Origin of the sequence: Bordetella flabilis (assembly GCF_001676725.1) — a bacterium.
GTDB classification, from domain to species: Bacteria; Pseudomonadota; Gammaproteobacteria; order Burkholderiales; family Burkholderiaceae_B; genus Bordetella_C; species Bordetella_C flabilis.
This window is the reverse complement of sequence record NZ_CP016172.1, coordinates 5,135,061-5,157,057: the sequence shown is the minus strand read 5'-3', so window position 1 is coordinate 5,157,057 and position 21,997 is coordinate 5,135,061. Positions and strand designations below refer to the sequence as shown.

At 67.7% G+C, this 21,997-nt stretch carries 22 protein-coding genes and 1 pseudogene; 20 read left to right on the top strand and 3 right to left on the bottom strand.

Annotation, left to right across the window (positions count from 1 at the left end):
* Positions 1 to 69: 69 nt before the first annotated feature.
* From BAU07_RS22990 to BAU07_RS22900, 20 genes and pseudogenes are all read left to right on the top strand, one after another.
* Positions 70 to 1,233: an ABC transporter substrate-binding protein gene (locus tag BAU07_RS22990; RefSeq protein WP_066662915.1), complete on the top strand. Its 1,164-nt coding sequence runs from the start codon at positions 70 to 72 to the stop codon at positions 1,231 to 1,233.
* Between the two features lie 7 nt (positions 1,234 to 1,240).
* Positions 1,241 to 2,161, top strand: coding sequence for a branched-chain amino acid ABC transporter permease (locus BAU07_RS22985; protein ID WP_066662912.1), 921 nt, complete (start codon positions 1,241 to 1,243; stop codon positions 2,159 to 2,161).
* Between the two features lie 2 nt (positions 2,162 to 2,163).
* On the top strand, positions 2,164 to 3,168 hold the full coding sequence (locus BAU07_RS22980; RefSeq protein ID WP_066662910.1) for a branched-chain amino acid ABC transporter permease: 1,005 nt from the start codon (positions 2,164 to 2,166) through the stop codon (positions 3,166 to 3,168).
* 44 nt (positions 3,169 to 3,212) lie between these two features.
* Positions 3,213 to 3,647: pseudogene (locus BAU07_RS27855) on the top strand (ATP-binding cassette domain-containing protein); the annotation flags it as partial.
* 54 nt (positions 3,648 to 3,701) lie between these two features.
* Positions 3,702 to 3,950, top strand: a complete 249-nt coding sequence (locus tag BAU07_RS27850) for an ABC transporter ATP-binding protein C-terminal domain-containing protein (RefSeq protein WP_415830448.1) — start codon at positions 3,702 to 3,704, stop codon at positions 3,948 to 3,950.
* The gene (locus BAU07_RS22970; RefSeq protein WP_066665663.1) at positions 3,950 to 4,654 is read left to right on the top strand and encodes an ABC transporter ATP-binding protein; all 705 of its coding nucleotides are present in this window, start codon (positions 3,950 to 3,952) and stop codon (positions 4,652 to 4,654) included. The genes BAU07_RS27850 and BAU07_RS22970 overlap by 1 nt, the downstream gene beginning before the upstream one ends.
* Before the next feature lie 228 nt (positions 4,655 to 4,882).
* Positions 4,883 to 6,871 (top strand): biofilm regulation protein phosphatase SiaA, encoded by a 1,989-nt coding sequence (siaA, locus tag BAU07_RS22965; protein ID WP_066662906.1) that lies wholly within the window; start codon positions 4,883 to 4,885, stop codon positions 6,869 to 6,871.
* A gap of 23 nt (positions 6,872 to 6,894) precedes the next feature.
* On the top strand, positions 6,895 to 7,437 hold the full coding sequence (gene siaB / locus BAU07_RS22960; RefSeq protein ID WP_066662904.1) for a biofilm regulation protein kinase SiaB: 543 nt from the start codon (positions 6,895 to 6,897) through the stop codon (positions 7,435 to 7,437).
* A gap of 28 nt (positions 7,438 to 7,465) precedes the next feature.
* Positions 7,466 to 7,840: a biofilm regulation phosphoprotein SiaC gene (siaC, locus tag BAU07_RS22955; protein WP_066662902.1), complete on the top strand. Its 375-nt coding sequence runs from the start codon at positions 7,466 to 7,468 to the stop codon at positions 7,838 to 7,840.
* Positions 7,840 to 8,637, top strand: coding sequence for a biofilm regulation diguanylate cyclase SiaD (siaD, locus tag BAU07_RS22950; RefSeq protein WP_066662900.1), 798 nt, complete (start codon positions 7,840 to 7,842; stop codon positions 8,635 to 8,637). The genes siaC and siaD overlap by 1 nt, the downstream gene beginning before the upstream one ends.
* 277 nt (positions 8,638 to 8,914) lie before the next feature.
* Positions 8,915 to 11,284 (top strand): bifunctional salicylyl-CoA 5-hydroxylase/oxidoreductase, encoded by a 2,370-nt coding sequence (locus BAU07_RS22945; protein ID WP_066662898.1) that lies wholly within the window; start codon positions 8,915 to 8,917, stop codon positions 11,282 to 11,284.
* Entirely contained in the window at positions 11,281 to 12,117 is an 837-nt protein-coding gene (locus BAU07_RS22940) for an SDR family NAD(P)-dependent oxidoreductase (RefSeq protein ID WP_066662895.1), read from the top strand. The genes BAU07_RS22945 and BAU07_RS22940 overlap by 4 nt, the downstream gene beginning before the upstream one ends.
* Before the next feature lie 12 nt (positions 12,118 to 12,129).
* Positions 12,130 to 13,002 carry an enoyl-CoA hydratase family protein gene (locus BAU07_RS22935; protein WP_066662893.1) on the top strand — a complete coding sequence of 291 codons (873 nt, stop codon included), beginning with the start codon at positions 12,130 to 12,132 and terminating at the stop codon, positions 13,000 to 13,002.
* A gap of 37 nt (positions 13,003 to 13,039) precedes the next feature.
* Positions 13,040 to 14,212 carry an acyl-CoA dehydrogenase family protein gene (locus BAU07_RS22930; protein WP_066665662.1) on the top strand — a complete coding sequence of 391 codons (1,173 nt, stop codon included), beginning with the start codon at positions 13,040 to 13,042 and terminating at the stop codon, positions 14,210 to 14,212.
* A 34-nt stretch (positions 14,213 to 14,246) separates the two neighbouring features.
* Complete coding sequence (locus BAU07_RS22925) at positions 14,247 to 15,935, top strand: AMP-binding protein (protein WP_066662891.1); 1,689 nt, start codon at positions 14,247 to 14,249, stop codon at positions 15,933 to 15,935.
* A 20-nt stretch (positions 15,936 to 15,955) separates the two neighbouring features.
* On the top strand, positions 15,956 to 16,360 hold the full coding sequence (locus tag BAU07_RS22920) for a RidA family protein (protein WP_066662887.1): 405 nt from the start codon (positions 15,956 to 15,958) through the stop codon (positions 16,358 to 16,360).
* A gap of 104 nt (positions 16,361 to 16,464) precedes the next feature.
* Entirely contained in the window at positions 16,465 to 16,914 is a 450-nt protein-coding gene (locus tag BAU07_RS22915) for a MarR family winged helix-turn-helix transcriptional regulator (protein WP_066662886.1), read from the top strand.
* 120 nt (positions 16,915 to 17,034) lie between these two features.
* Positions 17,035 to 17,529, top strand: a complete 495-nt coding sequence (locus tag BAU07_RS22910) for a Cif family virulence factor (RefSeq protein ID WP_066662883.1) — start codon at positions 17,035 to 17,037, stop codon at positions 17,527 to 17,529.
* Positions 17,530 to 17,539: 10 nt separating this feature from the next.
* Positions 17,540 to 18,049: a nuclear transport factor 2 family protein gene (locus BAU07_RS22905; RefSeq protein WP_232338186.1), complete on the top strand. Its 510-nt coding sequence runs from the start codon at positions 17,540 to 17,542 to the stop codon at positions 18,047 to 18,049.
* Between the two features lie 87 nt (positions 18,050 to 18,136).
* Positions 18,137 to 19,036 (top strand): SMP-30/gluconolactonase/LRE family protein, encoded by a 900-nt coding sequence (locus BAU07_RS22900; RefSeq protein WP_198168837.1) that lies wholly within the window; start codon positions 18,137 to 18,139, stop codon positions 19,034 to 19,036.
* A 57-nt stretch (positions 19,037 to 19,093) separates the two neighbouring features.
* Here the strand turns inward: BAU07_RS22900 and hemL are convergent, their stop codons facing one another.
* From hemL to thiD, 3 genes are all read right to left on the bottom strand, one after another.
* Positions 19,094 to 20,377, bottom strand: a complete 1,284-nt coding sequence (hemL, locus tag BAU07_RS22895) for a glutamate-1-semialdehyde 2,1-aminomutase (RefSeq protein ID WP_066665660.1) — start codon at positions 20,375 to 20,377, stop codon at positions 19,094 to 19,096.
* 62 nt (positions 20,378 to 20,439) lie between these two features.
* The gene (gene thiE / locus BAU07_RS22890; protein WP_066662878.1) at positions 20,440 to 21,105 is read right to left on the bottom strand and encodes a thiamine phosphate synthase; all 666 of its coding nucleotides are present in this window, start codon (positions 21,103 to 21,105) and stop codon (positions 20,440 to 20,442) included.
* A complete protein-coding gene (gene thiD / locus BAU07_RS22885; RefSeq protein WP_066662874.1) occupies positions 21,102 to 21,911 on the bottom strand; it encodes a bifunctional hydroxymethylpyrimidine kinase/phosphomethylpyrimidine kinase in 810 nt (269 codons plus the stop codon). Before thiD ends, thiE begins: the two co-directional genes overlap by 4 nt.
* Positions 21,912 to 21,997 lie beyond the last annotated feature (86 nt).

The window sequence follows — 21,997 nt, the reverse complement described above, 5'->3', positions numbered from 1 at the left end:
CCCACGGAACCGCATCACACATCACAATCCAAGAATCGGCCGGCGCCGTGCGCGCCAGGGGAGCATCGCATGCGTTTCATTCCGTCTCTACTCGCGGCTGTCGCGCTGCTGCCCGGCCTGGCCGGCGCGGACCCGATCAAGGTCGGCATCGCCAACGATATCTCGGGTCCGTTCTCCGCATTGGGCGCCGAAGCGCGCGACGGCTTCAACCTGGCCATCAAGCAGCTGGGCAACAAGCTGGGCGGCCAGCCGGCGGAATTCCTGCAGACCGATATGGGCGGCAATCCCGACCAGGCGCGTCAGCTCGTGACGCGCTATATCCAGCGCGAAAAGATCGACTTCTTTACCGGGCCCATCGGTTCGAACGTCGCCATCGCCGTGGGGCCCGCCCTGTTCGCCGCCAAGGTGCCCTACCTGTCGAACAATCCGGGTCCCAGCCAGTATGCCGGCGAACACTGCAATCCCTACTGGTTCGGCACGGCCTACCAGAACGATGCCTTCCATGAAGTCGCCGGCAAGATGGCGGCCGACCGCGGCTACAAGAAGATGTTGATCATCGCCCCGGACTATCCGGCGGGTCGCGATGCCTTGACCGGCTTCAAGCGCGGCTACAAGGCGCCGGTGGCCGAGGAGCTCTATACCAAGCTGGGCCAGCTGGACTATGCCGCCGAACTGGCGCAGATACGCGCCGCCAAACCGGACGCCGTGTACATCTTCCTTCCCGGCGGCATGGGCATCAATTTCATCAAGCAATTCGTGGGCGCCGGCCTGAAATCCGGCATTGCGCTGGTCGGGCCCGGCTTTTCCGCGGACGAGGACGTGATCCAGGCCGTTGGAGCCGATATGGTCGGCATGTACAACACGGCGCAGTGGGCGCACGACCTGGATGTGCCGGCGAACAAGGATTTCGTCGCGGCCTTCCGCAAGGAATACAACGGCCGCTATCCCTCGCTGTACGCGGCCCAGGCCTACGACGTCATCATGGCCATCGACGCGGCGGTCAAGCAAAGCGGCGGCAAGGCAAGCGATCGCCAGGCCATCATCGACGCGCTGGCCAAGGCCGACTTCCCGTCTGTTCGCGGGAAATTCAGCTACGGCGTCAACCACTATCCGATCCAGGCCTACTACGTACGCGTGGTCGACAAGGACGGCAGCGGCCGCGTGACGAACAAACTGGTGGGCAAGGCGGTGGACAACTACCAGGACGTTTACGCCGCCCAGTGCAAACGCTGAAGCACCCATGGGATACACCCTCGTCCTGGAGCAACTGCTCAACGGACTGCAATTCGGCCTGATGCTGTTCCTGATCGCCGCCGGCCTGACGCTGGTGTTCGGCATCATGGACATCCTCAATCTGGCGCATGGGTCGCTGTACATGGCGGGGGCCTATGTCGCCGCCGACACGATGCAGCGCACCGGGTCCTTCGTCGCCGCGGTATGCGTGGCCGCGCTGGCCACCGGCGTGATCGGCGCGATCCTGGAGATCGTGTTGATTCGTCGCCTGGCGCTGCGTGACCACCTGGCCCAGGTGCTGGGCACCTACGCCGTGATCCTGATCGCCGGGGACCTGGTCAAGATGGTCTGGGGACCGGCGCCTGTCATGCTCGCCACCCCCGCGGCGCTCAGCGGACCGGTGCGCCTGTTGCCGGACCTGATGTATTCCTCGTATCGGCTCATGATCATCGCCGTCGGCCTGCTGGTGGCGCTGGGCCTGTATGCCTTCGTCACGCGGACCCGCGCCGGCGTGCTGGTGCGTGCCGGTGCCTCGAATCGCCAGATGGCGACCCTGATGGGCGTGCGCGTGCCGGTCCTGTTTCTCGGGGTGTTTTGCCTGGGCGCGATGCTGGCCGCGGTCGCCGGCGCGCTGATGGGTCCGTTGACGGCGGTGCAGGTCGGCATGGGGGAGGAGATCCTGATCCTGGTGCTGGTCTGCATCGTCATCGGCGGCATCGGCTCGATCCGCGGCGCCTTCGTGGGCGCGCTGCTGGTGGGCATGGTCGATACCGCGGGACGGGCTTTCCTGCCGTCGCTGCTGCGCCAGGTATTCTCGCCCGCGGTGGCCGGCAGCGTGGGGCCGACGCTGGCGGCGATCTCGATCTATGTGCTGATGGCCGTGGTGCTGATATTCCGCCCCGCCGGCCTGTTTCCGGCGCGCGGCTGACCATGCGGCGACCGGTGCTGTGGGCGTGGGCAGGGCTGGCGGCGCTGGCCGTTTTCCCCATCGTGGCGCCCGCGCTGGGGCTGGATTTCTATGTGTCCTTCGTGCGGCGCGTATTGATCTTCGCCCTGGCGGCGGCCGGCCTGAACCTGGTGCTGGGCTACGGCGGCATGGTGGCGCTGGGCCACGCCGCCTTCTTCGGGGCCGGCGCCTATGCGGCCGCCATCCTTGCCGCCGCCGGCGTGCACTCCGCGCTGCTGGTGTGGCCGGCGGCCGCGCTGCTGGCCGCCGTCCTGGCCTGGGTCACCGGCGCCGTGTCGCTGCGCACCCGCGGCGTGTACTTCATCATGATTACCCTGGCCTTCGCGCAGATGCTGTACTACGTCTTCATCTCGCTGCGCCAGTATGGCGGCGAGGACGGCCTGAACCTGAGCGGCCCGGCCACCCTGCCCGGCGTGGACCTTGGCACGGACCTGTCTTTCTACTATGTGGTGCTGGTCCTGTTCGCCGTCCTGACGGCGGTGCTGAACCGGCTGGTCGAATCGCGTTTCGGCATGGCCTTGCAGGGCGTGCGCGAAAACGAGGCGCGCATGGTGGCGCTCGGCTATCCGGTGTACCGGCTCAAGCTCACCGCGTTCGTGATCGGGGCCGCCGTGGCGGGCCTGGCCGGCGCGCTGCTCGCCAACAACAACCTGTTCGTGTCGCCCAATCTGCTGCATTGGACGCAGTCCGCCAACCTGCTCATCATGGTGCTGGTGGGTGGCATGGGCCTGCGCTATGGCGGCCTGGCCGGGGCCGCGGTGATGCTGACGCTCGAAGAGGCGCTGCGCCTGTGGACCGAATACTGGCATCTTCCGCTGGGCCTGGTGCTGCTGGCGGTGGTGTTCGGTGCGCCGCGCGGCCTCGCCGGTTTGTTGGGGCCGCTTTTCTCCGACGGCGGCACGGCGCGCGCCGCGCCGGCGGCGGACCAGGGGCCGGCCGCCGCGCGCCGCGAGGGCGGGCAACCATGAACGACCCCCGCACGCCGGCCCTGCAGGCCACCGCACTGGTGCGGCGCTTCGGCGCGCTGCTCGCCACCGATCATGTTTCCCTCACGCTCATGCCCGGCGAGATTCATGCCGTCATCGGCCCGAATGGAGCGGGCAAGTCGACGCTGATCCACCTGCTCTCCGGAACCTTGCCGGCCGATGGCGGCTCGCTCGCGTTGAACGGCAACGACATCACCGCCTTGCCCGCGCACCGGCGGGTCGCCGCCGGGTTGTCGCGCTCCTACCAGGTCACCAACGTCTTCCGGCGCCTTTCCGTGCTGGACAATCTGTTGCTGGCGGTGCAGGCCTTGGATGGCAGCAGCATGCGCTTCTGGCGGCCGCGCATGGCCGAAGGCCCGCTCTACGACGCCGCCCATGCGCTGGCGCGCGAATGCGGCCTGGACGACGCGCAGTTGGGGCGCGTGGCCGGCACCTTGCCGCATGGCGAGCAGCGCAAGCTGGAATTCGCCCTGGCCTTGGCCGCGCGTCCCAGCGTGCTGCTGCTGGACGAACCCATGGCGGGCATGGGGCCGGACGAAACGCTGCGCCTGGCCGACCTGATCGAGTCGATGCGCGGGCGTGCGGCCATGCTGCTGGTCGAGCACGACATGGAGGCGGTATTCCGGCTCGCGGACCGTATCTCCGTGTTGGTGTACGGCCGCATCATCGCCACAGGGGCGCCGGAACAGATCCGCAACGATCCGGCGGTGCGGCAGGCTTATCTCGGGGACGAGGCGGGCGACAGCCCCCTCGCGGCGGCATGATGCTGGAACTGGAAGGCGTGCATAGCGGCTATGGCCCCAGCCAGGTGCTGTTCGGGGTCGATCTGTCGGTGGGCGCCGGCGAAGTCGTCACCCTGCTGGGCCGCAACGGCATGGGCAAGACCACCTTGCTGCGCACCTTGTATGGCCAGTTGCCGCTGAAGGCCGGCCGCATCCGCTTCCAGGGCAAGGATATCTCGGGGTGGTCCACCGACCGCATCGCCCGCGCGGGCATCGCCATCGTGCCGGAGGGCCGGCAGTGTTTCCCGAACCTGACGGTGCGCGAGCACTTGACGGCTTTCGTGCGGCGCGGCTCGGACGGCGCCACGGAGCCGTGGACGCCGGACCGTGTCTACGGGCTTTTCCCGCGGCTCGCCGAGCGGGCGGGAAATATGGGCAACCAACTGTCCGGCGGCGAGCAGCAGATGCTGGCCATCGGCCGTGCGCTCGTTACAAATCCCCGCCTGCTGATCCTGGACGAGGCCACCGAGGGCCTGGCGCCCAAGGTGCGCGAGGAAATCTGGTCCTGCCTGGGCCGCCTGCGTGCCGCCGGGCAGACCATATTGGTGATCGACAAGTACGTGGAGCGCCTGCTGGCGCTGGCCGACCGCCACCTCATCCTGGAGCGCGGTCGCGTGGTCTGGTGCGGCGATTCCGCCATGCTGGGCGGCGACCGCGGCCTGTGGACGCGTTATCTCGGCGTGTGAGCCGGGGAACCCCGCGGCGCCCCCGCCACCCGAATCCGGGTGGAACGGCCATTTCTGGCGCGTTTTCGCCGCTAATGCCGCCATGCCGACCCTCTACACTGGTGCTCCACCGTGGTTGAATGCCGGTGGACCGCGGGCCGATTCGGACACAGGCGCGGGCATGGGTAAGCGTCGGGAAGGGTCGGGCCGGCGGATGCGGGATTACGGGCCCGGGGCAGGGGAAGGTTGATGGCGAAGTTAGGTCTGCGGGCGAAATCGCTGCTCGCACTGGTGCTGGCGTGCTTGCTGGCGCTCATCCCCACCGCATTGCTCGGCTGGCATGCCATGGAGCAGGTGCGCGAGCATTTCGGCCGGGCCTACGCGGACAACTTCGCGCTGCTCAGCCGCCAGCGCATCCTGGCGCCCGTGCTGCGGGAACTGGCGCTGTCCCAGCGCCTGGCCAATTCCGAGCTGGCGCGCGAATGGATGCAGGACGAAGAGGATCCGGTCAAGCGCGACCGCTTTTTCCGCGAAGCCGAAGGCTATCGCGAGGCCTTGCGTTCCCATGCCTACTTCCTGATCAACGCCGCCAGCGGCAATTACTATTTCAACGAGGCCGGCAAGCCGTTCTCCGAAGCGCCCCGCTATACGCTCAACCGCAAGGACCGCGACGACAGCTGGTTCTTCAACAGCCTGCGCTCCGACGCGGAATACAACATCAACGTCAATCCGGACGGCAAGCTGAAGGTCACGCGCGTCTGGTTCAACGTCATCACGCGCGTCAACGGCGTCCCCCTGGCCATCGGCGGCGCCAGCCTGGACCTGAGCGACTTCCTGAGCGAGTTCGTCGGCAGCGGGGAACGCGGCGTCACGCCGATCATCATCGACGAACAAGGGAATATCCAGGCGCACCCGGATCCCGCGCTGATCGACTACAACTCCGGGGCGGCCGCCGCCAATGCCGCCGGGCGGATCTTCACCCTGATCGGCGACGACCGCGACGGGCCGGGGTTGCAGGCGGCGCTGCAACTGGCCCGGCTGAACCCGGACACGGTGCAGTCGCTATGGGTGCGCCTGCAAGGCAAGCGCCAGCTGCTGGCCATCTCCTATGTGCCCGAGCTGTGCTGGTATGTGCTGGCGGCGGTGGACCTGCACGCCGCCCGCATCGTCGACACGACGCGGTTGTGGCCCGCCGCCATCGCGGTGGTGCTCCTGATCGGCGGGCTGCTGGTTGTCTTCGGATACGCCGTCAACCGCCTCGTCCTGCGTCCCATCCGCAATCTTCAGCAGTCGGCGCGGGCCATCGCGGACGGCCGTTACGACGTGCGCCTGCCTACCGGCGGCGCCGACGAGATCGCCGACCTCAGCCGGACATTCGGGGCGATGGCGGAAAAAGTCCGGACGCATACCGAGGAGCTGGAATCCAAGGTCCGGGAGCGGACGCGCGCCCTGGAAGCGGCCAACCAGGCCATGGCCAGCGCCAACAAGAAGATCGGCGATTCCATCGACTATGCCAGCCTGATCCAGCAGGCGATCCTGCCGCGCCGCCAGATGACCCAGTCGCTGGGCGCACGGCATTTCGTTATGTGGAAGCCGCGCGATGTGGTGGGCGGCGACTTCTACGTCTTTCGCCCCGAGGGCGAGAACTGCCTGCTCGGCGTGATGGACTGCGCCGGCCATGGCGTGCCGGGCGCGCTCATGACGATGCTGGTGCGCGCCGCCGTGGATGTCGCCATCGCGGAGGCGGGCGCTTCCGACCCGGCGCGCATCCTGGCACGCACCGATGCCGCCATACGCGGGATGCTGGCCGATATGCAACTGCCCAACGCCCTGGCGACCAACACCGATTGCGGTCTCGTGTACATTGATCGGGCTGCGGGCCGCCTGCTGTTCGCGGGCGCCAGGATTTCGCTGTACGAGAGCGACGGCGCCGATTGCCGCGAGCACCGCGGCGGGCGGCGGGCGCTGGGCGACAAACGGCAGGGCGAGTATGTCAACCAGGAACTGCCGCTGACGCCGGGCCGGACGTTCTACCTCACGACCGACGGATTCCTGGACCAGGCAGGCGGCGAGCATGGCTTCGGCTTCGGCAGCACCCGCTTTATCGAGATGTTGAAGGAGGTGGCGAGCCTGCCCCTGCCGGCGCAGCGCGAGGCGCTGGACGATGCGCTGACGCAGTACCGGGGGGATCTGCCGCAGCGCGACGACATCACCATACTGTCCTTCCGGTTTGATTGATCAATTTCCTGGACCGACCACCCATGAACGCATCCGACCTTTACGCGCTGCGAGAGCGATTCAACCAGGACCGCACGCTGCTTTGCTTCAATGGTCCGATATCGCGCAGCCTGATCGAAGAGATCGGCAACGCGCTCAAGAACTACCTGGAGACCCAGCAGGCCCGTCCGGCCGAGGCGCTGGACGTATTCTCGGCCTATGTCGAGATGACGCAGAACATCCGCCAGTACGCCCTGCAACAGGGCTATGGCGATGCCGATGCCGCGGCTACCGTGGTCATCGCGCGCGACGCCGAGGGTCGCTATACGGTAACGGTGGGCAATCGCGTGGAGCTCGCTGACGGCGAGCGGCTGGTGGCGCGGGTGCGGGAACTGGCGGCCATGGACAAGGCGGAACTGAAGGCGGCCTACAAGGCCCAGTTGCGCCAGCCGCGCGACCCGGCCGCGACCACCGGGGCCGGTCTGGGCCTGATCGACCTGGCGCGCCGCGCCACCGCCGGCATCGAGGCCTCGCTCAGCCCCCATGGCGACGGGCGGGGCTTCTTCAGCCTGAGCGTCGTCATCTGACCGCATCGATTTCAGAAGAACACCCGATATGAACGACCTGAATATTCCGGCGACCCAGTCGACCCCGTCCATCGTCAGCGACGGCGCGCAGGGCCTTCTTCATTTGAGCGGCGACTCCTACCCCGAGAACTCCTTCGAACTCTTCGGCCCGGTCATCCAGTGGGTCGACGACTATTTATCGTCCACCGAACGTGGGCTTGCCCTCACGCTGGAGCTGCAATACCTGAACACCAGCAGCGTCAAGGCCGTCATGGACATCTTCGATCTGCTGGAAGCCGCGCATGCCCAGGGACGGGAAGTCGCGGTGACGTGGTATTACGACAGCCGCAACGAGCGCGTCGGCGAGCTCGCCGAGGAATTCAAGGAAGACTGCACGTTTCCGTTTTCGGTGATCGGCCGCTGATGAAAAAGCGCTACCAGAACCTGGAATCGCGCATCCAGTCGCTGCTGGACGATCCCGAGTATGTGGATCATCCGCTGCGCGCCGCGCTGCAGGACCTCTGGAACCACACCAACGACCAGTTGGAACGCATCGAACGCATATCGTATCTTTCCGACGCGTTCCAGATGATGGCGCGCCAGCGCGAGCTCGGGCTGGTGGATCGCTACGACCGCGAGCTGCGCCGCCTCTCCAAGCTCGTCCGCATTTCCGATGGCTACCAGGGGATGATGCGCGACCTGAACGTGTCGCTGAAGGAATCGTCCATCCGCGATCCGCTGACCAATCTGTTGAACCGGCGCGCCATCATGGAGCGCATGAAGGAACTGGCGGCCGCGTCCCAGCCCGCGCAGCCGGCATTCGTGGTGGCGATGCTGGACGTGGACCATTTCAAGCGCATCAACGACCGCTACGGGCACGACGCCGGCGACCGGGCCCTGACCCGCATCGCCGAAATCATGCGGCGCAGCGTGCGCGACAGCGACGACCTGGCGCGCTGGGGCGGCGAAGAATTCCTGGTGCTGCTGCCGGAAGTCAGCCTGAGCGAAGGCGAGGCCGTGATCGACCGCCTGCTGGCCAGCGTGCGCGGCAGCGGGATCGAGGTGGAGGGCGAGGAATTGCTGCTCACCGTCAGCGTCGGCATGGCCCTGCACCGCAGCGGCGAAAACATCTCCACCACCCTGAGCCGCGCCGACCGCGCCCTCTACCTGGCCAAGCAGGCCGGGCGCGACCGCGTCGCGCTGGAGCGGCGGCCCGCCTGATTCTCCGCGCCGCTTTTCCCCGAGAAAACCCCGTCTTGCGAGGCTGCTACTTCGGGTATATATTTCAAGCCTAAACTATATAGGCTTGAAGCTAGCGGTGGTTCCTCCGCACCTGCGCGGCAGCTGCCGGCAGGTGCGGGATGCGCGCGCTGGCTTGAAATCGGCGCGGGTTCCGGCGCATGCTGGCCAGAACGAGCAGGCAACCAGCGGCCGGTTCCGGCGGTATCAGGGCTTGAAACCCCGGCCGGTCCCGGCCGCATCGAAGGCGAGCGACGCAATGAGGATAGTGTGCCTGGGCGGCGGTCCGGCGGGCCTGTACTTCGGCCTGCTGATGAAGCTGCGGGATCCCGCCAACCGCGTCACGGTGGTGGAGCGCAACCGGCCGTACGACACCTTCGGCTGGGGCGTGGTGTTCTCGGACGCCACCATGGAGAACCTGCGCCGCGCCGACCCTGTTTCGGCCCGGCTGATAGGCGAAGCCTTCAACCATTGGGACGATATCGACATCCATTTCAAGGGCCGGACGCTGCGCAGCGGTGGCCACGGCTTCATCGGTATCGGGCGCAAGAAATTGCTGAACATCCTGCAGGCGCGCTGCGAGGAGGTCGGCGTGGAGCTGGTCTTCGACACCGTGGTGGAAGACGACCAGTCGCTGGCGCGCCAGTATGACGCCGACCTGCTCATCGCGGCCGACGGCATCAACAGTCGGGTGCGCAGCGCTTACGCCGAAACCTTCGAGCCGGATATCGACCTGCGCCGCAACCGCTTCGTGTGGCTGGGTACCGAGAAAGCCTTCGACGCCTTTACGTTCGCCTTCGTGCAGACGCCGCACGGCTGGTTCCAGGCCCACGCCTACCGTTTCGAGCCGGGCCTGTCGACCTTCATCGTGGAAACGCCGGAACCCACCTGGCGCGCCGCCGGGCTGGACCGCATGAGCCAGGAGGAAGGCATCCGCTATTGCGAGTCGCTGTTCGCGCCCTGGCTGGACGGCAAGCCGCTGATGAGCAATGCGCGCCACCTGCGCGGGTCCGCCATATGGATCCGGTTTCCGCGGGTCATCTGCAAGCACTGGGTGCGCTGGAACGCCCTGGACACCCCGCGCGGGCGCCGCGACGTGCCAGTGGTACTGATGGGCGACGCCGCGCACAGCGCGCATTTTTCCATCGGCTCGGGCACCAAGCTGGCGCTGGAGGATGCCATCGAACTCGCCGACAGCCTGCGCGATGTTACGGCCGGGCAAGCGCTGCGCCCGGCCCTGCAGCGCTACGAGGATGTGCGGGCCGTGGAAGTGCTGAAGATCCAGAACGCCGCGCGCAATTCCACCGAGTGGTTCGAGCATGTCGATCGCTACGCCGCACTCGATCCAGAACAGTTCGCGTACTCGCTATTGACCCGGTCGCAGCGCATTTCCCATGAGAACCTGCGCCTGCGCGATCCGCGCTGGCTGCAGGACTATGAAGCCTGGCTGGCCACGCGCGCCGGCGTGCACCCGGCGCAGGATCGCCGGCCGCCGCCGCCCATGCTTACGCCTTACACGGCGCGAGGCGTCACGCTGAAGAACCGTATCGTTGTGTCGCCGATGGCCATGTATGCCTGCAAGGACGGCGTGCCTGGCGATTTCCACCTGGTGCACCTGGGCGGCAAGGCGCTGGGCGGGGCCGGCCTGGTCATGGTGGAGATGACCTGCCCGTCGCCCGATGCGCGCATCACGCCGGGCTGCCCGGGACTGTGGAACGACGAGCAGGCGCAGGCCTTCGCGCGCATCGTCGACTTCGTCCACGGCCACAGCGACGCGCGCATCGGCATCCAGCTCGGACACGCCGGCCGCAAGGGGTCCACGCAGCTCGGCTGGCAGCAGATGGACCATCCACTGCCGGACGGCAACTGGCCGCTGCTGTCGGCTTCCGCGCTGCCTTACCTGCCCGGCATATCGCAGACGCCGCGCGCCATGACTCGCGCCGATATGGACCGGGTCCGCGACGAGTTCGTGGCGGCGACCCGCCGCGCCGCGGCGGCCGGTTTCGACTGGCTGGAGCTGCACTGCGCCCACGGCTACCTGCTGTCCAGCTTCATCTCGCCACTGACCAATCGGCGCGACGACGGCTATGGCGGCGACCTCGAAGGACGGTTGCGCTATCCGCTGGAAATCTTCGCCGCCATGCGGGACGCCTGGCCCGCGGATCGGCCCATGTCGGTGCGCATCTCCGCGCACGACTGGGTTGAAGGCGGCATCACGGCCGACGACGCCGTGGCGATCGCGCGCCGCTTCAAGGCCGCCGGGGCGGACATGATCGATTGCTCATCGGGCCAGGTCAGTCCCGACCAGCAGCCGGTGTACGGGCGCATGTACCAGACGCCCTTCGCCGACCGCGTGCGCAACGAAGCCGGCATCCCGACCATCGCCGTGGGCGCGATCTTCGAGGCCGACCACGTCAACGGCATCATCGCCTCGGGTCGCGCCGACCTGTGCGCGCTGGCGCGTCCGCACCTGGCCGACCCCGCCTGGACGCTGCGCGAGGTCGCGCGCATCGGCTATACGGATGTGGCGTGGCCGGTGAACTACCTCGCCGGGAAACGGCAGTTGGAAACCAACTTCGCGCGCGCCGCAGCCACGCCGCCGCCAGCAAGCTCCCGGAGCGACACATGAGCAAGGCCAGCCATTCCCAATCGACGCATGAGGCGACGGCCGGTGCCCGTGCGTCGGCGCCGCTGGCCGGCCGTCACGCGCTGGTTACCGGCGGCGGCCGCGGCATCGGCTACGCCATCGCGGGACGCCTGTTGCGCGAGGGTGCGTCCGTCACGCTGCTGGGCCGCGACGCGGCGGTGCTGGATGCCGCCGTGGCCGCCCTGGCGCCACAGGGCACGGTCGGAAGGCAAGCGGCCGATGTCGCCGATCCCGCATCCCTGCAGCGTGCATTCGCGGACGCGGCGCGGTCCTTCGGGACCGTGCACATCCTGGTGAACAACGCGGGACAGGCCCGCAGCGAACGCTTCGACCGTACCGACGCCGCCCTGTGGGACACCATGCTGGCCGTCAACCTGAGCGGACCTTTCCATTGCATCCAGGCCGCGTTGCCGGGCATGTTGGAGGCCGGATGGGGGCGCATCGTCAATGTGGCGAGCACCGCCGGGTTGGCGGGCTACGCCTACGTCAGCGCCTATTGCGCCGCCAAGCATGGCCTGGTCGGCCTGACGCGCTCGCTGGCGCTGGAGATGGCCGGCAAGGGTATTACCGTGAACGCGGTATGTCCCGGGTACACCGATACCGATATCGTCCAGGATGCCGTGCGCAACATCGTTGCCAAGACCGGCATGGATGCGGACCAGGCGCGGGCGCGCCTGGCGCAGCGCAATCCGCAGGGCCGCCTGGTCCAGCCCGAAGAAGTCGCGCATGCGGTGGCCTGGCTGTGCCAGCCGTCCGCGGGCGCCATCAATGGCCAGGCCATTCCCGTGGATGGCGGCGAAATCATGGTGGGTTAGAGGAGGCAGGGCATGAGCGATACCTCGCACAACGGCGGCGCCGCGCAGCCGGGCATGGCGCACCACAAGCGCCCCATGGCCGGCACGCGGCCCGCCACCTTCGGGTGGGAGACGCGCGACGGCGGCAAGGTCGGCATCGTTACGCTGAACCGCCCGGAGCGCAAGAACCCGCTGACCTTCGATTCCTACGCGGAACTGCGCGACTTCTTCCGTGCCCTGGTCTATGCGACCGACGTGAAGGTGGTCGTGCTCACGGGAGCCGGAGGCAACTTCTGTTCCGGTGGCGACGTGCACGAGATCATCGGCCCGCTGACGCGCATGCGCATGCCCGAGCTGCTGGACTTCACCCGCATGACCGGCGATCTCGTCAAGGCGATGCGGGCGTGCCCGCAGCCCATCGTGGCGGCCGTGGACGGCGTATGCGCCGGCGCGGGGGCCATGATGGCGCTGGCTGCGGACCTGCGCCTGGGTACGCCGCGCGCCCGCACGGCCTTCCTCTTCACCCGCGTAGGCCTGGCGGGCGCCGATATGGGGGCCTGCACGCTGCTGCCGCGCATGATAGGGCAGGGCCGTGCGTCGGAGCTGCTGTACACCGGGCGCGCCATGAGCGCCCAGGAAGGCCTGTCATGGGGTTTCTTCAATGGCCTGCACGATCCCGACGGCCTGATGCAGGCCGCGCAGGAACTCGCGGGGCAACTGGCCGCCGGACCGACCTTCGCGCATGGGATGACGAAAAAGCTTTTGCACCAGGAATGGAACATGGGCGTGGACGAGGCCATCGAGGCGGAGGCGCAAGCCCAGGCGATCTGCATGCAGACACGGGACTTCCGGCGTGCCTACGAGGCCTTCGTCGACAAGCGCACGCCGCAGTTCGAGGGCGATTGACGTGAACGGAGCGAACGTGAGCGGAGCCGACGCGACCATGCGCGATGCGAGCTGGCTGGACTGGCCTTTTTTCGATGCGGAACATCGCGCCCTCGCCGGCGCGCTGGAACCCTGGTGCGTGGAGTCCTTGCGCGATATCGACCACGGCGACACCGACGCGGCCTGCCGCGCCCTGGTGCGGCGGCTGGGCGAGGCGGGGTGGCTGCGCTATTGCGTGCCGGCCGGGCCGGACGGCGCCTGGGGCGGGGCGCTGCCCGCGGTCGACTCGCGCGCACTGTGCATACTGCGCGAGACCCTGGCGCGCCACGATGGACTCGCGGATTTCGCCTTCGCGATGCAGGGGCTCGGCAGCGGCGCCATTGCGCTGGCCGGTTCGGATGCGCAGCGCGCGCGTTACCTGCCGCGGGTGGCGCAAGGCCAGGCGATCGCGGCTTTCGCCCTGTCCGAAGCCGACGCCGGCTCGGACGTGGCCGCCATGGCATGCGAGGCCAGGCGCGACGGCGACCACTACGTCCTGAATGGCGGCAAGACCTGGATCTCCAACGGCGGTATCGCCGATTTCTACTGCGTGTTCGCGCGCACCGGCGAAGCGCCCGGCGCCCGGGGCATCAGCGCCTTCGTTGTCGACGCCGCGACCCCTGGCCTGCGTATCGCCGAGCGCATCGAGGTCATCGCGCCCCATCCCCTTGCGACGCTGGCATTCGAGGATTGCAGGATTCCGGCAAGCCAGCGCCTGGGCGACGCAGGGCAGGGCTTCAAGCTGGCCATGATGACCCTGGACATCTTCCGTGCGTCGGTGGCGGCGGCGGCCCTGGGCTTCGCGCGCCGCGCGCTGGACGAGGCGCTGGCGCGCGCGACGTCGCGCCGCATGTTCGGCCAGACGCTGGCCGACTTGCAGCTTACGCAGGCGGCACTGGGAGAGATGGCCACGGCCATCGATGCCTCGGCGCTGCTGACCTACCGCGCCGCCTGGCAGCGCGATGTCCAGGGCCGTCCCACCACCCGCGAAGCCGCCATGGCCAAGATGATGGCCACGGAGTCGGCGCAGTCAGTGATCGACCGCGCGCTGCAGATGTTCGGCGGCGCCGGCGTGGTGCGCGATATGCCGGTCGAAAGGCTGTACCGGGAAATCCGTGCCCTGCGCATCTACGAAGGGGCCACCGAAGTGCAGAAGCTCATCATCGCCCGCGCGTTGTTGAAGGGCAACTGAGCCGGAGCCGGACTCCGGCATAAGGGGGAACGTCATGCAAGCTACGCTGGATACGGCGGCGCGGACCACGGGCCACGTCGACACCTTCGCCCGCGATCATCTTCCGCCACTCGAGGAATGGCCCGAGCTGCTGCTCGACGGTCCCGATACCGCCTATCCGGCGCGCTTGAATTGCGCGGTCGAGCTGGTGGACGCAGTGGTCGCACGCGGCCATGGCGCGCGCGTCGCGCTGCGCTGGCCGACGCCGGACGGCGGCCAGGGCGCCATGACCTACCAGGAACTGGCCGACCTGACCGACCGTATCGCGCGGGTGCTGGTCGAGGACCTGGGGCTGGTGCCGGGCAACCGCGTGTTGCTGCGCGGTCCCAACAATCCCATGATGGCGGCGTCATGGCTCGGCGCGATAAAGGCGGGCATGGTGACGGTGCCCACGATGCCGCTGCTGCGCGCCAAGGAGCTCAAGCAAATCATCGACAAGGCGCGCGTCGGCGTGGTGCTATGCGATGTCCGGTTGAAGGACGAGGCGGCGCTGTGCATGCAGCCGGGCCGGGAATACCACTGCGACAACCTGGAACGCATCGTCTACTTCAACGACTGCGGCAGCGACAGCCTGGATACGCTGGCCCGCGCCAAGCCCGCCGGGTTCACGGCCTGCGGCACGGCGGCGGACGATGTGTGCCTGATCGCGTTCACCAGCGGCACGACCGGCAAGCCCAAGGGCTGCATGCATTTCCATCGCGATGTGCTCGCGATGTGCGATCTGTTCCCGCGCCATGTGATCCGTCCGGGCGCGGACGACGTTTTCTGCGGCACGCCACCACTGGCGTTCACCTTCGGATTGGGGGGCCTGCTGTGCTTCCCGCTGCGTATCGGCGCGTGCGCCGTGCTCGCCGAGAAGCTGACGCCCGATGGCTTGCTGCAACTCATCCAGGATTTCGGCGCCACGATCGTATTCACCGCGCCGACGTTCTATCGGCAGATGGCTGCTATCGCGGGCCGCTACGCCCTGCACACGCTGCGCAAGAGCGTGTCGGCCGGCGAGGCCCTGCCGGATGCCACGCGCCAGTTATGGAAGCAGGCAACCGGCATCGAAATGATCGACGGCATCGGCGGTACGGAAATGATCCATGTCTTCGTGTCGAGCCCGGAAACCGAGGTCAGGCGCGGCGCCATCGGCAAGGTGGTGCCTGGCTATGTGGCCCAGGTCGTGGACGAGCAGATGCGGCCGGTGCCGGTGGGCCAGCCGGGCCGTCTCGCCGTCAAGGGGCCGACTGGCTGCCGTTACCTGGCCGACCCGCGCCAGCGCGAATTCGTGCGTGAAGGCTGGAACCTGCCCGGCGATACCTTTGTGCAGGACGCCGACGGCTATTTCTTCTACCAGGCGCGCAACGACGACATGATCGTGTCCGCCGGCTACAACATCGCCGGCCCCGAAGTCGAGGACGCGCTGCTGCGGCATCCCGCCGTGGCCGAGTGCGGCGTGGTCGGCGCACCCGATGAGGATCGTGGGCAGGTGGTCAAGGCCTACGTGGTGCTCAAGCCGGATCACGCCGCCGACGCAGCGCTCGCCAGCGCGCTGCAGGACTTCGTCAAGGCCGCCATCGCGCCGTACAAATATCCCCGCATCATCGAATTCGTCACCGCGTTGCCGCGCACGGAGACCGGCAAGCTGCAGCGCTTTGTCCTGCGCCAGCGCGCCGCGCAAGGCTCGACGCCCCAATGAGCTCACAACAGGATGGACCTATGCAGATTCTGCAACCGCCCGATTGGCTGCCGCCGCGCGGGTATTCGAACGGCGTGCTGGCCGAACTCCGTGCCGGAAGCCGCCTGGTTTTCATCGGAGGCCAGATAGGCTGGAACGGCGACCAGCAATTCGAAAGCGACGATTTCGCCGATCAGACGCGACAGGCGCTTGCCAACGTGGTCGCGGTGCTGGCGCAGGGCGGGGGCAGGCCGGAGCACATCACGCGCCTGACGTGGTATGTGACGGATCGCGACGAGTACGTCGCTGCCTATCGCGCCATAGGTAGTCATTACCGCGAGATCATCGGCCGCCACTTCCCGGCGATGACGGCGGTGCAGGTCGCGGCGCTGGTGGAGCCCCGGGCGAAGGTGGAGATCGAGGCGACGGCGGTGATCCCCGCGTAGCGGCAATCGCCGTACAACGCGCCGGGCGAAAATCGATCGCTTGTAATTAGTGTTATATGCCCGTATTATCTGCGCCATCGTCTACATGGGACCGGAATCGCATCATGACCACGGCTTCCGCGAGCATCGTCGCAGGGGTATGCAACAACACCGCGCTGCGCAAGGCCGCCCGGCGCGTCACGCGTTTCTATGACGCGTGCATGGCCGAAACCGGGATCCGCAGCACGCAGTACGCCATCCTGAGCCTGCTGGCCAGTCGCGGCGCGGTAACCATGGCGGCCCTGGCGGAAGCCCTGTCCATGGACAGAGCCACCTTGGGCCACAACCTGCGTCCGCTGGAGCGTGATGGGTTGATCCTTATTCGCGTTGGACAACGGGATCGCCGCGAACGCGAGGTCACGCTGTCCCCGCGTGGCCTGGAGCAGGAAGCACGATGCAGGGCGGCGTGGAATTCCGCGCAGGCCCGCTTCGAAGATGCCTTCGGTAAAACGGAGGCGCTGGCCATGCGCCGCATGATGGCGCAGGTCACTGCCCTGGAGCTGCCGGGCGCCTGAGACCGCGCCTGCTTGCCACGCCCTCCACCCCTGATCACCGCGCGAGCATTGCAATCCGGCTGGGAAGAACCGTCCCGTCCTTCCCTCCCGCCATCAATAGGGGCATATAAGGCTATCTCCATGAATCCTTCACATTCGCTCCCGCGCTGGGTCGCAACCCTGGCTATTTTCCTGGCGGCCTCGACAGCGCATGCTGCCACTGGCGGCGTCACCACGGCTGATGCGCAGCAGATCAAGGATTTGTTCTTCAGGCAGGCCGCGGCGGAGAGCGCGCACGATATCAACGCGCTGGCCGGCATTCTGGCGCAGGCGGCGCCTGGGGAGCCCGACCCCGTGTCTTTCGTGGCACGTGCGTACCGGTTCTGGGGTCGGCCCGCGGTGATGGAACATTTCCGCAAGACGTTTACCGGTACGTGGCACATGGAGCCGCTGTCCGACCAGGTTCGGGTTATTCCGCTGAACGCGCAGACCGCGCAGATCTACGCGCCCACACGCATCACGCTCGGGCCCGCGGGCGCACCCGCCACGACGGCGACTTTCCTTATCAACGAATTCGCCATTCGCACCCCGCAGGGATGGCGCATTTCCGCCATCGTTCCCGTACCCGCCCAATAAGGATCGCACCATGATGAAGATCACCGCCCGCGCCGCGACGCTAGCCGGCCTGTTCGCGCTTGCCGCCCTAGGAACGGCGCACACCTCCGCCGACGCGAAGCCCGTCGCCCATTTCAGCGATCAAGACCGCCGGCAGGTAGAGGATGTATTTCTCCAGCAGGCCCAGGCAGCCACGGCGCACGATATCCGGGCGTTCGGCGCCGTCCTTGCCGACGCCGCGCCGGGGCTGCCGGATCCTGTCGTGTTCGTGGCGCGTGCCTACCAGTTCTGGGGTAAGCCGGCGCTGGTCGATCACTTCAGGGAAACGTTCAAGGGCGTATGGAAGTTCGAGCCCGATCGTGCGCACATCACCATCGTCCCGCTGACCACGGATGTCGCGCAGATCTACGCCCCGACGCAGATCACGCTAGGAAAGTCCGCCGCTACGGCAAAGACAGTGCCGTTCCTCGTCTACGAGACCGCGGTCCGCACGCCGTCGGGGTGGCGCGTCGCCTCCATCGTGCCGGTGCCGGCGAACTAGATGGAGCGGGGGCTGGCCCCGGGCGGAGCCGCCTTCGCGGCCATCCCCTGGGGCCAACCGCGCCAGTCGACAAACGAATCGAGATTCATGATGCGCATCGTATCCATGCTTGCTGTCCTGCTGGCCTTGCTCCAGGCTCCGGCCTTGGCCGTCCCCGTGGCGTCGGTCGTTACGACGGGCCTGCGGTTTCCTGAAGGCACCGTGTTCGTTGGCAATACTCTGTACTTCGTGGACTACGCCGCATCCGCGGTATACCGCCTGGATGACGATTTGCCCGTACGCATCTGGCAACAGGGCGGTTGCGGGGCCAACGGATTGCTCGAGTATCACGGTGGGCTGTTGGTGGCCTGTTACGACGATGGCACCTTGCGGCAGATCACGCTCGATGGCGAAGCAGTGGGCACCGTCGATTCCACGGCGGCCGGCGAACACTTCGACCGGCCGAACGACCTGGCGGCAGACGGCAAAGGCGGCGCTTATTTCACGGCATCCGGCGGCGACGAAGGCACACCGGGCAAGGTCTTTCATATGCCGCGCTCGGCGACGCATCCGTTGGAGGTCGCCAGCGGCCTGCAGAACGCGAACGGCATCGCGCTCTCGCCCGATGGCAAAACGCTATACCTGGGGGAAAGCGCGAAGGATCGCATCCTGCAATACAGGGTGGCACCGGATGGCAGCCTGAGCCAGCGCCAGGTCTTTATCGACCTGGATGCCGCCGGCCTGGCCGCCGCGCCGCGGCATACGCCCGACGGCATCCGCACCGACAAGGCGGGAAGCGTCTTCGTCAGCTTGTACAACGGCGGCGGCTTTGCGATCCTGGACCCGCATGCCACGCTCGTCAGCGAGGTGGCGCTCCCGGGTCGCCATCATTCGAATCTCGCCCTGTCGCCGGACGGGCGCGAAGTCTACGGGACCCTGGTCGACGACGATCCGCTGCAGGGACCGGCGGGCGGGCTTTATCGCGTCGCGAATCCGTTGCTGCCATGACCTCCATGGCATGCCGCGGCAATCGGATGCCGATGCCGCGGCGAGGCTCGGCCGCCTTCAGCCTTTCATGGATGCAAAGACCTGTTCCGCCGCATCCAGCGTATAGCCGATGACCGAATCGTCATGCGCCGCGGATACGAAGCCGGCTTCAAAGGCCGACGGCGCGAAATGCACCCCGTGCCCCAGCATCGCGTGGAAAAAGCGCTTGAACGCCTCTACGTCGCATGCCGAAACCTGCGCCAACGAGGTCGGCACCTGCTCGCTGAAGTAGATGCCGAACATTCCTCCGATCGCGTCGGCCGAGAACGCCACGCCGGCCGCGCGGGCGCGCTCCTGCAGCCCATCCGCGAGCTTGCGCGTCTGCGCCGCCAGCGATTCATAGAATCCGGGCGCAGCAATCAAGCGCAGCGTCTCCAGCCCGGCCGCCACGGCCACCGGGTTCCCGGAAAGCGTGCCGGCCTGATACACGGCTCCCAACGGGGCCACATGACGCATGACCTCGTTGCTGCCGCCGAAGGCGCCCACCGGCATGCCGCCGCCGATCACCTTCGCCAATGTCGTCAGGTCCGGCTTGATGCCGGTCAGCCCTTGCACGCCCTGCGGTCCGACGCGAAAACCCGTCATCACTTCGTCGAAGATGAGCAGCGCCCCATGCCGGGTGCATAAGGTGCGCAGGCCTTCCAGGAAGCCGGCCGCCGGCTTGACCAGGTTCATATTGCCCGCCACCGGCTCGACGATGACGCAGGCGATATCGTGGCCGTATTGCCCGAACGCCGTCTCGACCGCGGCAAGGTCGTTGTAGTCCAGCACCAGCGTATGTTCGACGAACTCCGGCGGCACGCCGGCGGAAGTCGGATTGCCGAAGGTCAACAGGCCGGAGCCCGCCTTTACCAGCAGGCTGTCCGCATGGCCGTGGTAGCAGCCTTCGAACTTGATGATTTTGTTGCGCGCGGTCGCGCCGCGCGCCAGCCGTATCGCCGTCATGGTGGCTTCCGTGCCGGAGCTCACCAGCCGCACCTGCTCCATCGACGGCAGGCGATCGATCAGCGTCTCGGCCAGCGTGATTTCCGCTTCGGTCGGCGCCCCGAACGACAGTCCATTGCAGGCGGCCTGCTGCACCGCTCGCACGACATCCGGATGCGCGTGCCCCAGGATCGCCGGTCCCCAGGAGCCGACATAGTCCACATAGCGCGTCCCCTCGGCGTCCCAGATGTACGGCCCCGCCCCGCGGGTGATGAAGCGCGGCGTACCGCCCACCGAACGGAATGCCCGGACAGGGGAATTGACGCCGCCGGGAATGCTGCGGCTGGCTCTTTCGAAAAGTTCGGCGTTGCTGGGCATGGCAGACGTGCTCTGGCAAGGGTTGGCGCCAGCCGCGGCGGCGGCCGACGAAAAGGGATTCGTCAACCGGCCGCCGTCGGGCGTGGCGGCAGGAAAGGGCGTGCGCATTCGGCGGCCGCCGCTGCGATATCGGGCGCCTCGAATAGTCCCGTGATGACAGCGATCGCGTCGGCGCCCGCCTGTGCGACCAGGCTGGCATTGGCCGGCGTAATGCCGCCGATGGCCACCACGGCCGGCCGTGGCGCGTGCTGCGCGTGCGCCAGCGCGCTGGCCTCGCCGAATAATGACAGCGGGGCGCGCACCGCTTGCGGTTTTGTCGGCGAGGGATAGACCGCGCCGAAGGCGATGTAGTCCGCGCCCGCGTCGAGCATCGCGCGCGCCCGGCCGATATCGTCGTAGCAGGAGGCGCCGATGACCAGGTCGGGCGCTTGCGCCCGCACAGCATGCACGGTGGCGTCGTCGCGCCCCAGGTGGACGCCATCGGCGCCGACTTGCAGCGCCAGCTCCCAGTCGTCATTCACCAGGAACACCACGCCCAATTCCCGGCAGGCTTGCGCCAGCTGCGTGGCCTGTTCGTGGCGCACGGCGGCTGGCACGTCCTTGCGGCGCAATTGCAGCGACCGCATGCCACCGGCCGCCGCCTGCCGCACCGCGCGCAGCAAGCGGTCCGTGTCGTCCCATTCCGGCGTGACCCCATACAGGCCGCGCGGGAAACGCAGCGCGGTCATCGCGCGAATGTCCGGTTGACCACGCGGCGCCCCATGCCGGGCAGGAAGCTGGCGGCGATGCGGGCATCGGCATGGGCCTGCGCCTGTTCGACTGCCTGCGGCACGGCCATGCCGTGCGCCAGGAAGGCGGCCAGTGCGGCGGCCAGCGTACCGCCCGTGTCACCGTTACGGTCCGGGGGGGCCTGCCAGGGCCAGTTGGACGTGGTCCCTTCCGGCCCGATCAATACATTCGCGTGGTGTCCGGGACGCAGTGGGCTGCCCAGTACCAGCACCCATTTCGCGCCGGCGCCCAGCAGCGCGTGGGCGGGCGACGGCGCGTCGCCGATGTCCACGGTGCCCTCGGCCAGCCACTGCGCCAGCCGGGCATGTTCGATCACCACGACATCGGCCTGCGGCAGCACCAATTCGAGCGTGGCGGCCAGCAGGTCGTCGGCTTCGTCCTGCTCGGCCGCGTCTTCCGGAAGCGGTCCGCGCTGCCCCAGGTGCAGGACCAGCGGCACATGGCTGTAGTCCGCCGCCACCTGCGCCACGGCGCTGGCAGCCTCGGCGGTGTAAAGTCCACCCACCTTGATGGCCTGCACGGGCATGTCTTCAAGCAGGCAACGGGCCTGGTCGTCCAGCAATTCGGGGGAAATGGCCTGAACTTCCTCCATGGCGGCCGTGTCCTGTACGGTGAGCGCCGTCACGGCGGCCAGGCCGTGGCAGCCCAGGCCGGCGCAGGTGACGGCGTCGGCGGGCAGGCCATCCGCCCCGGTGGGGTCGACAGGGCCGAAAATGAGTACGAGCGGAGGGGTTGGTGAGGTCACTTGAACAACGTAGGGGCGGGCCCGATTTTTGCGTAGCCGGCGGGCCCTGTTGGGTTTCGGTAAGATCGACCCCATTCTAATGGATC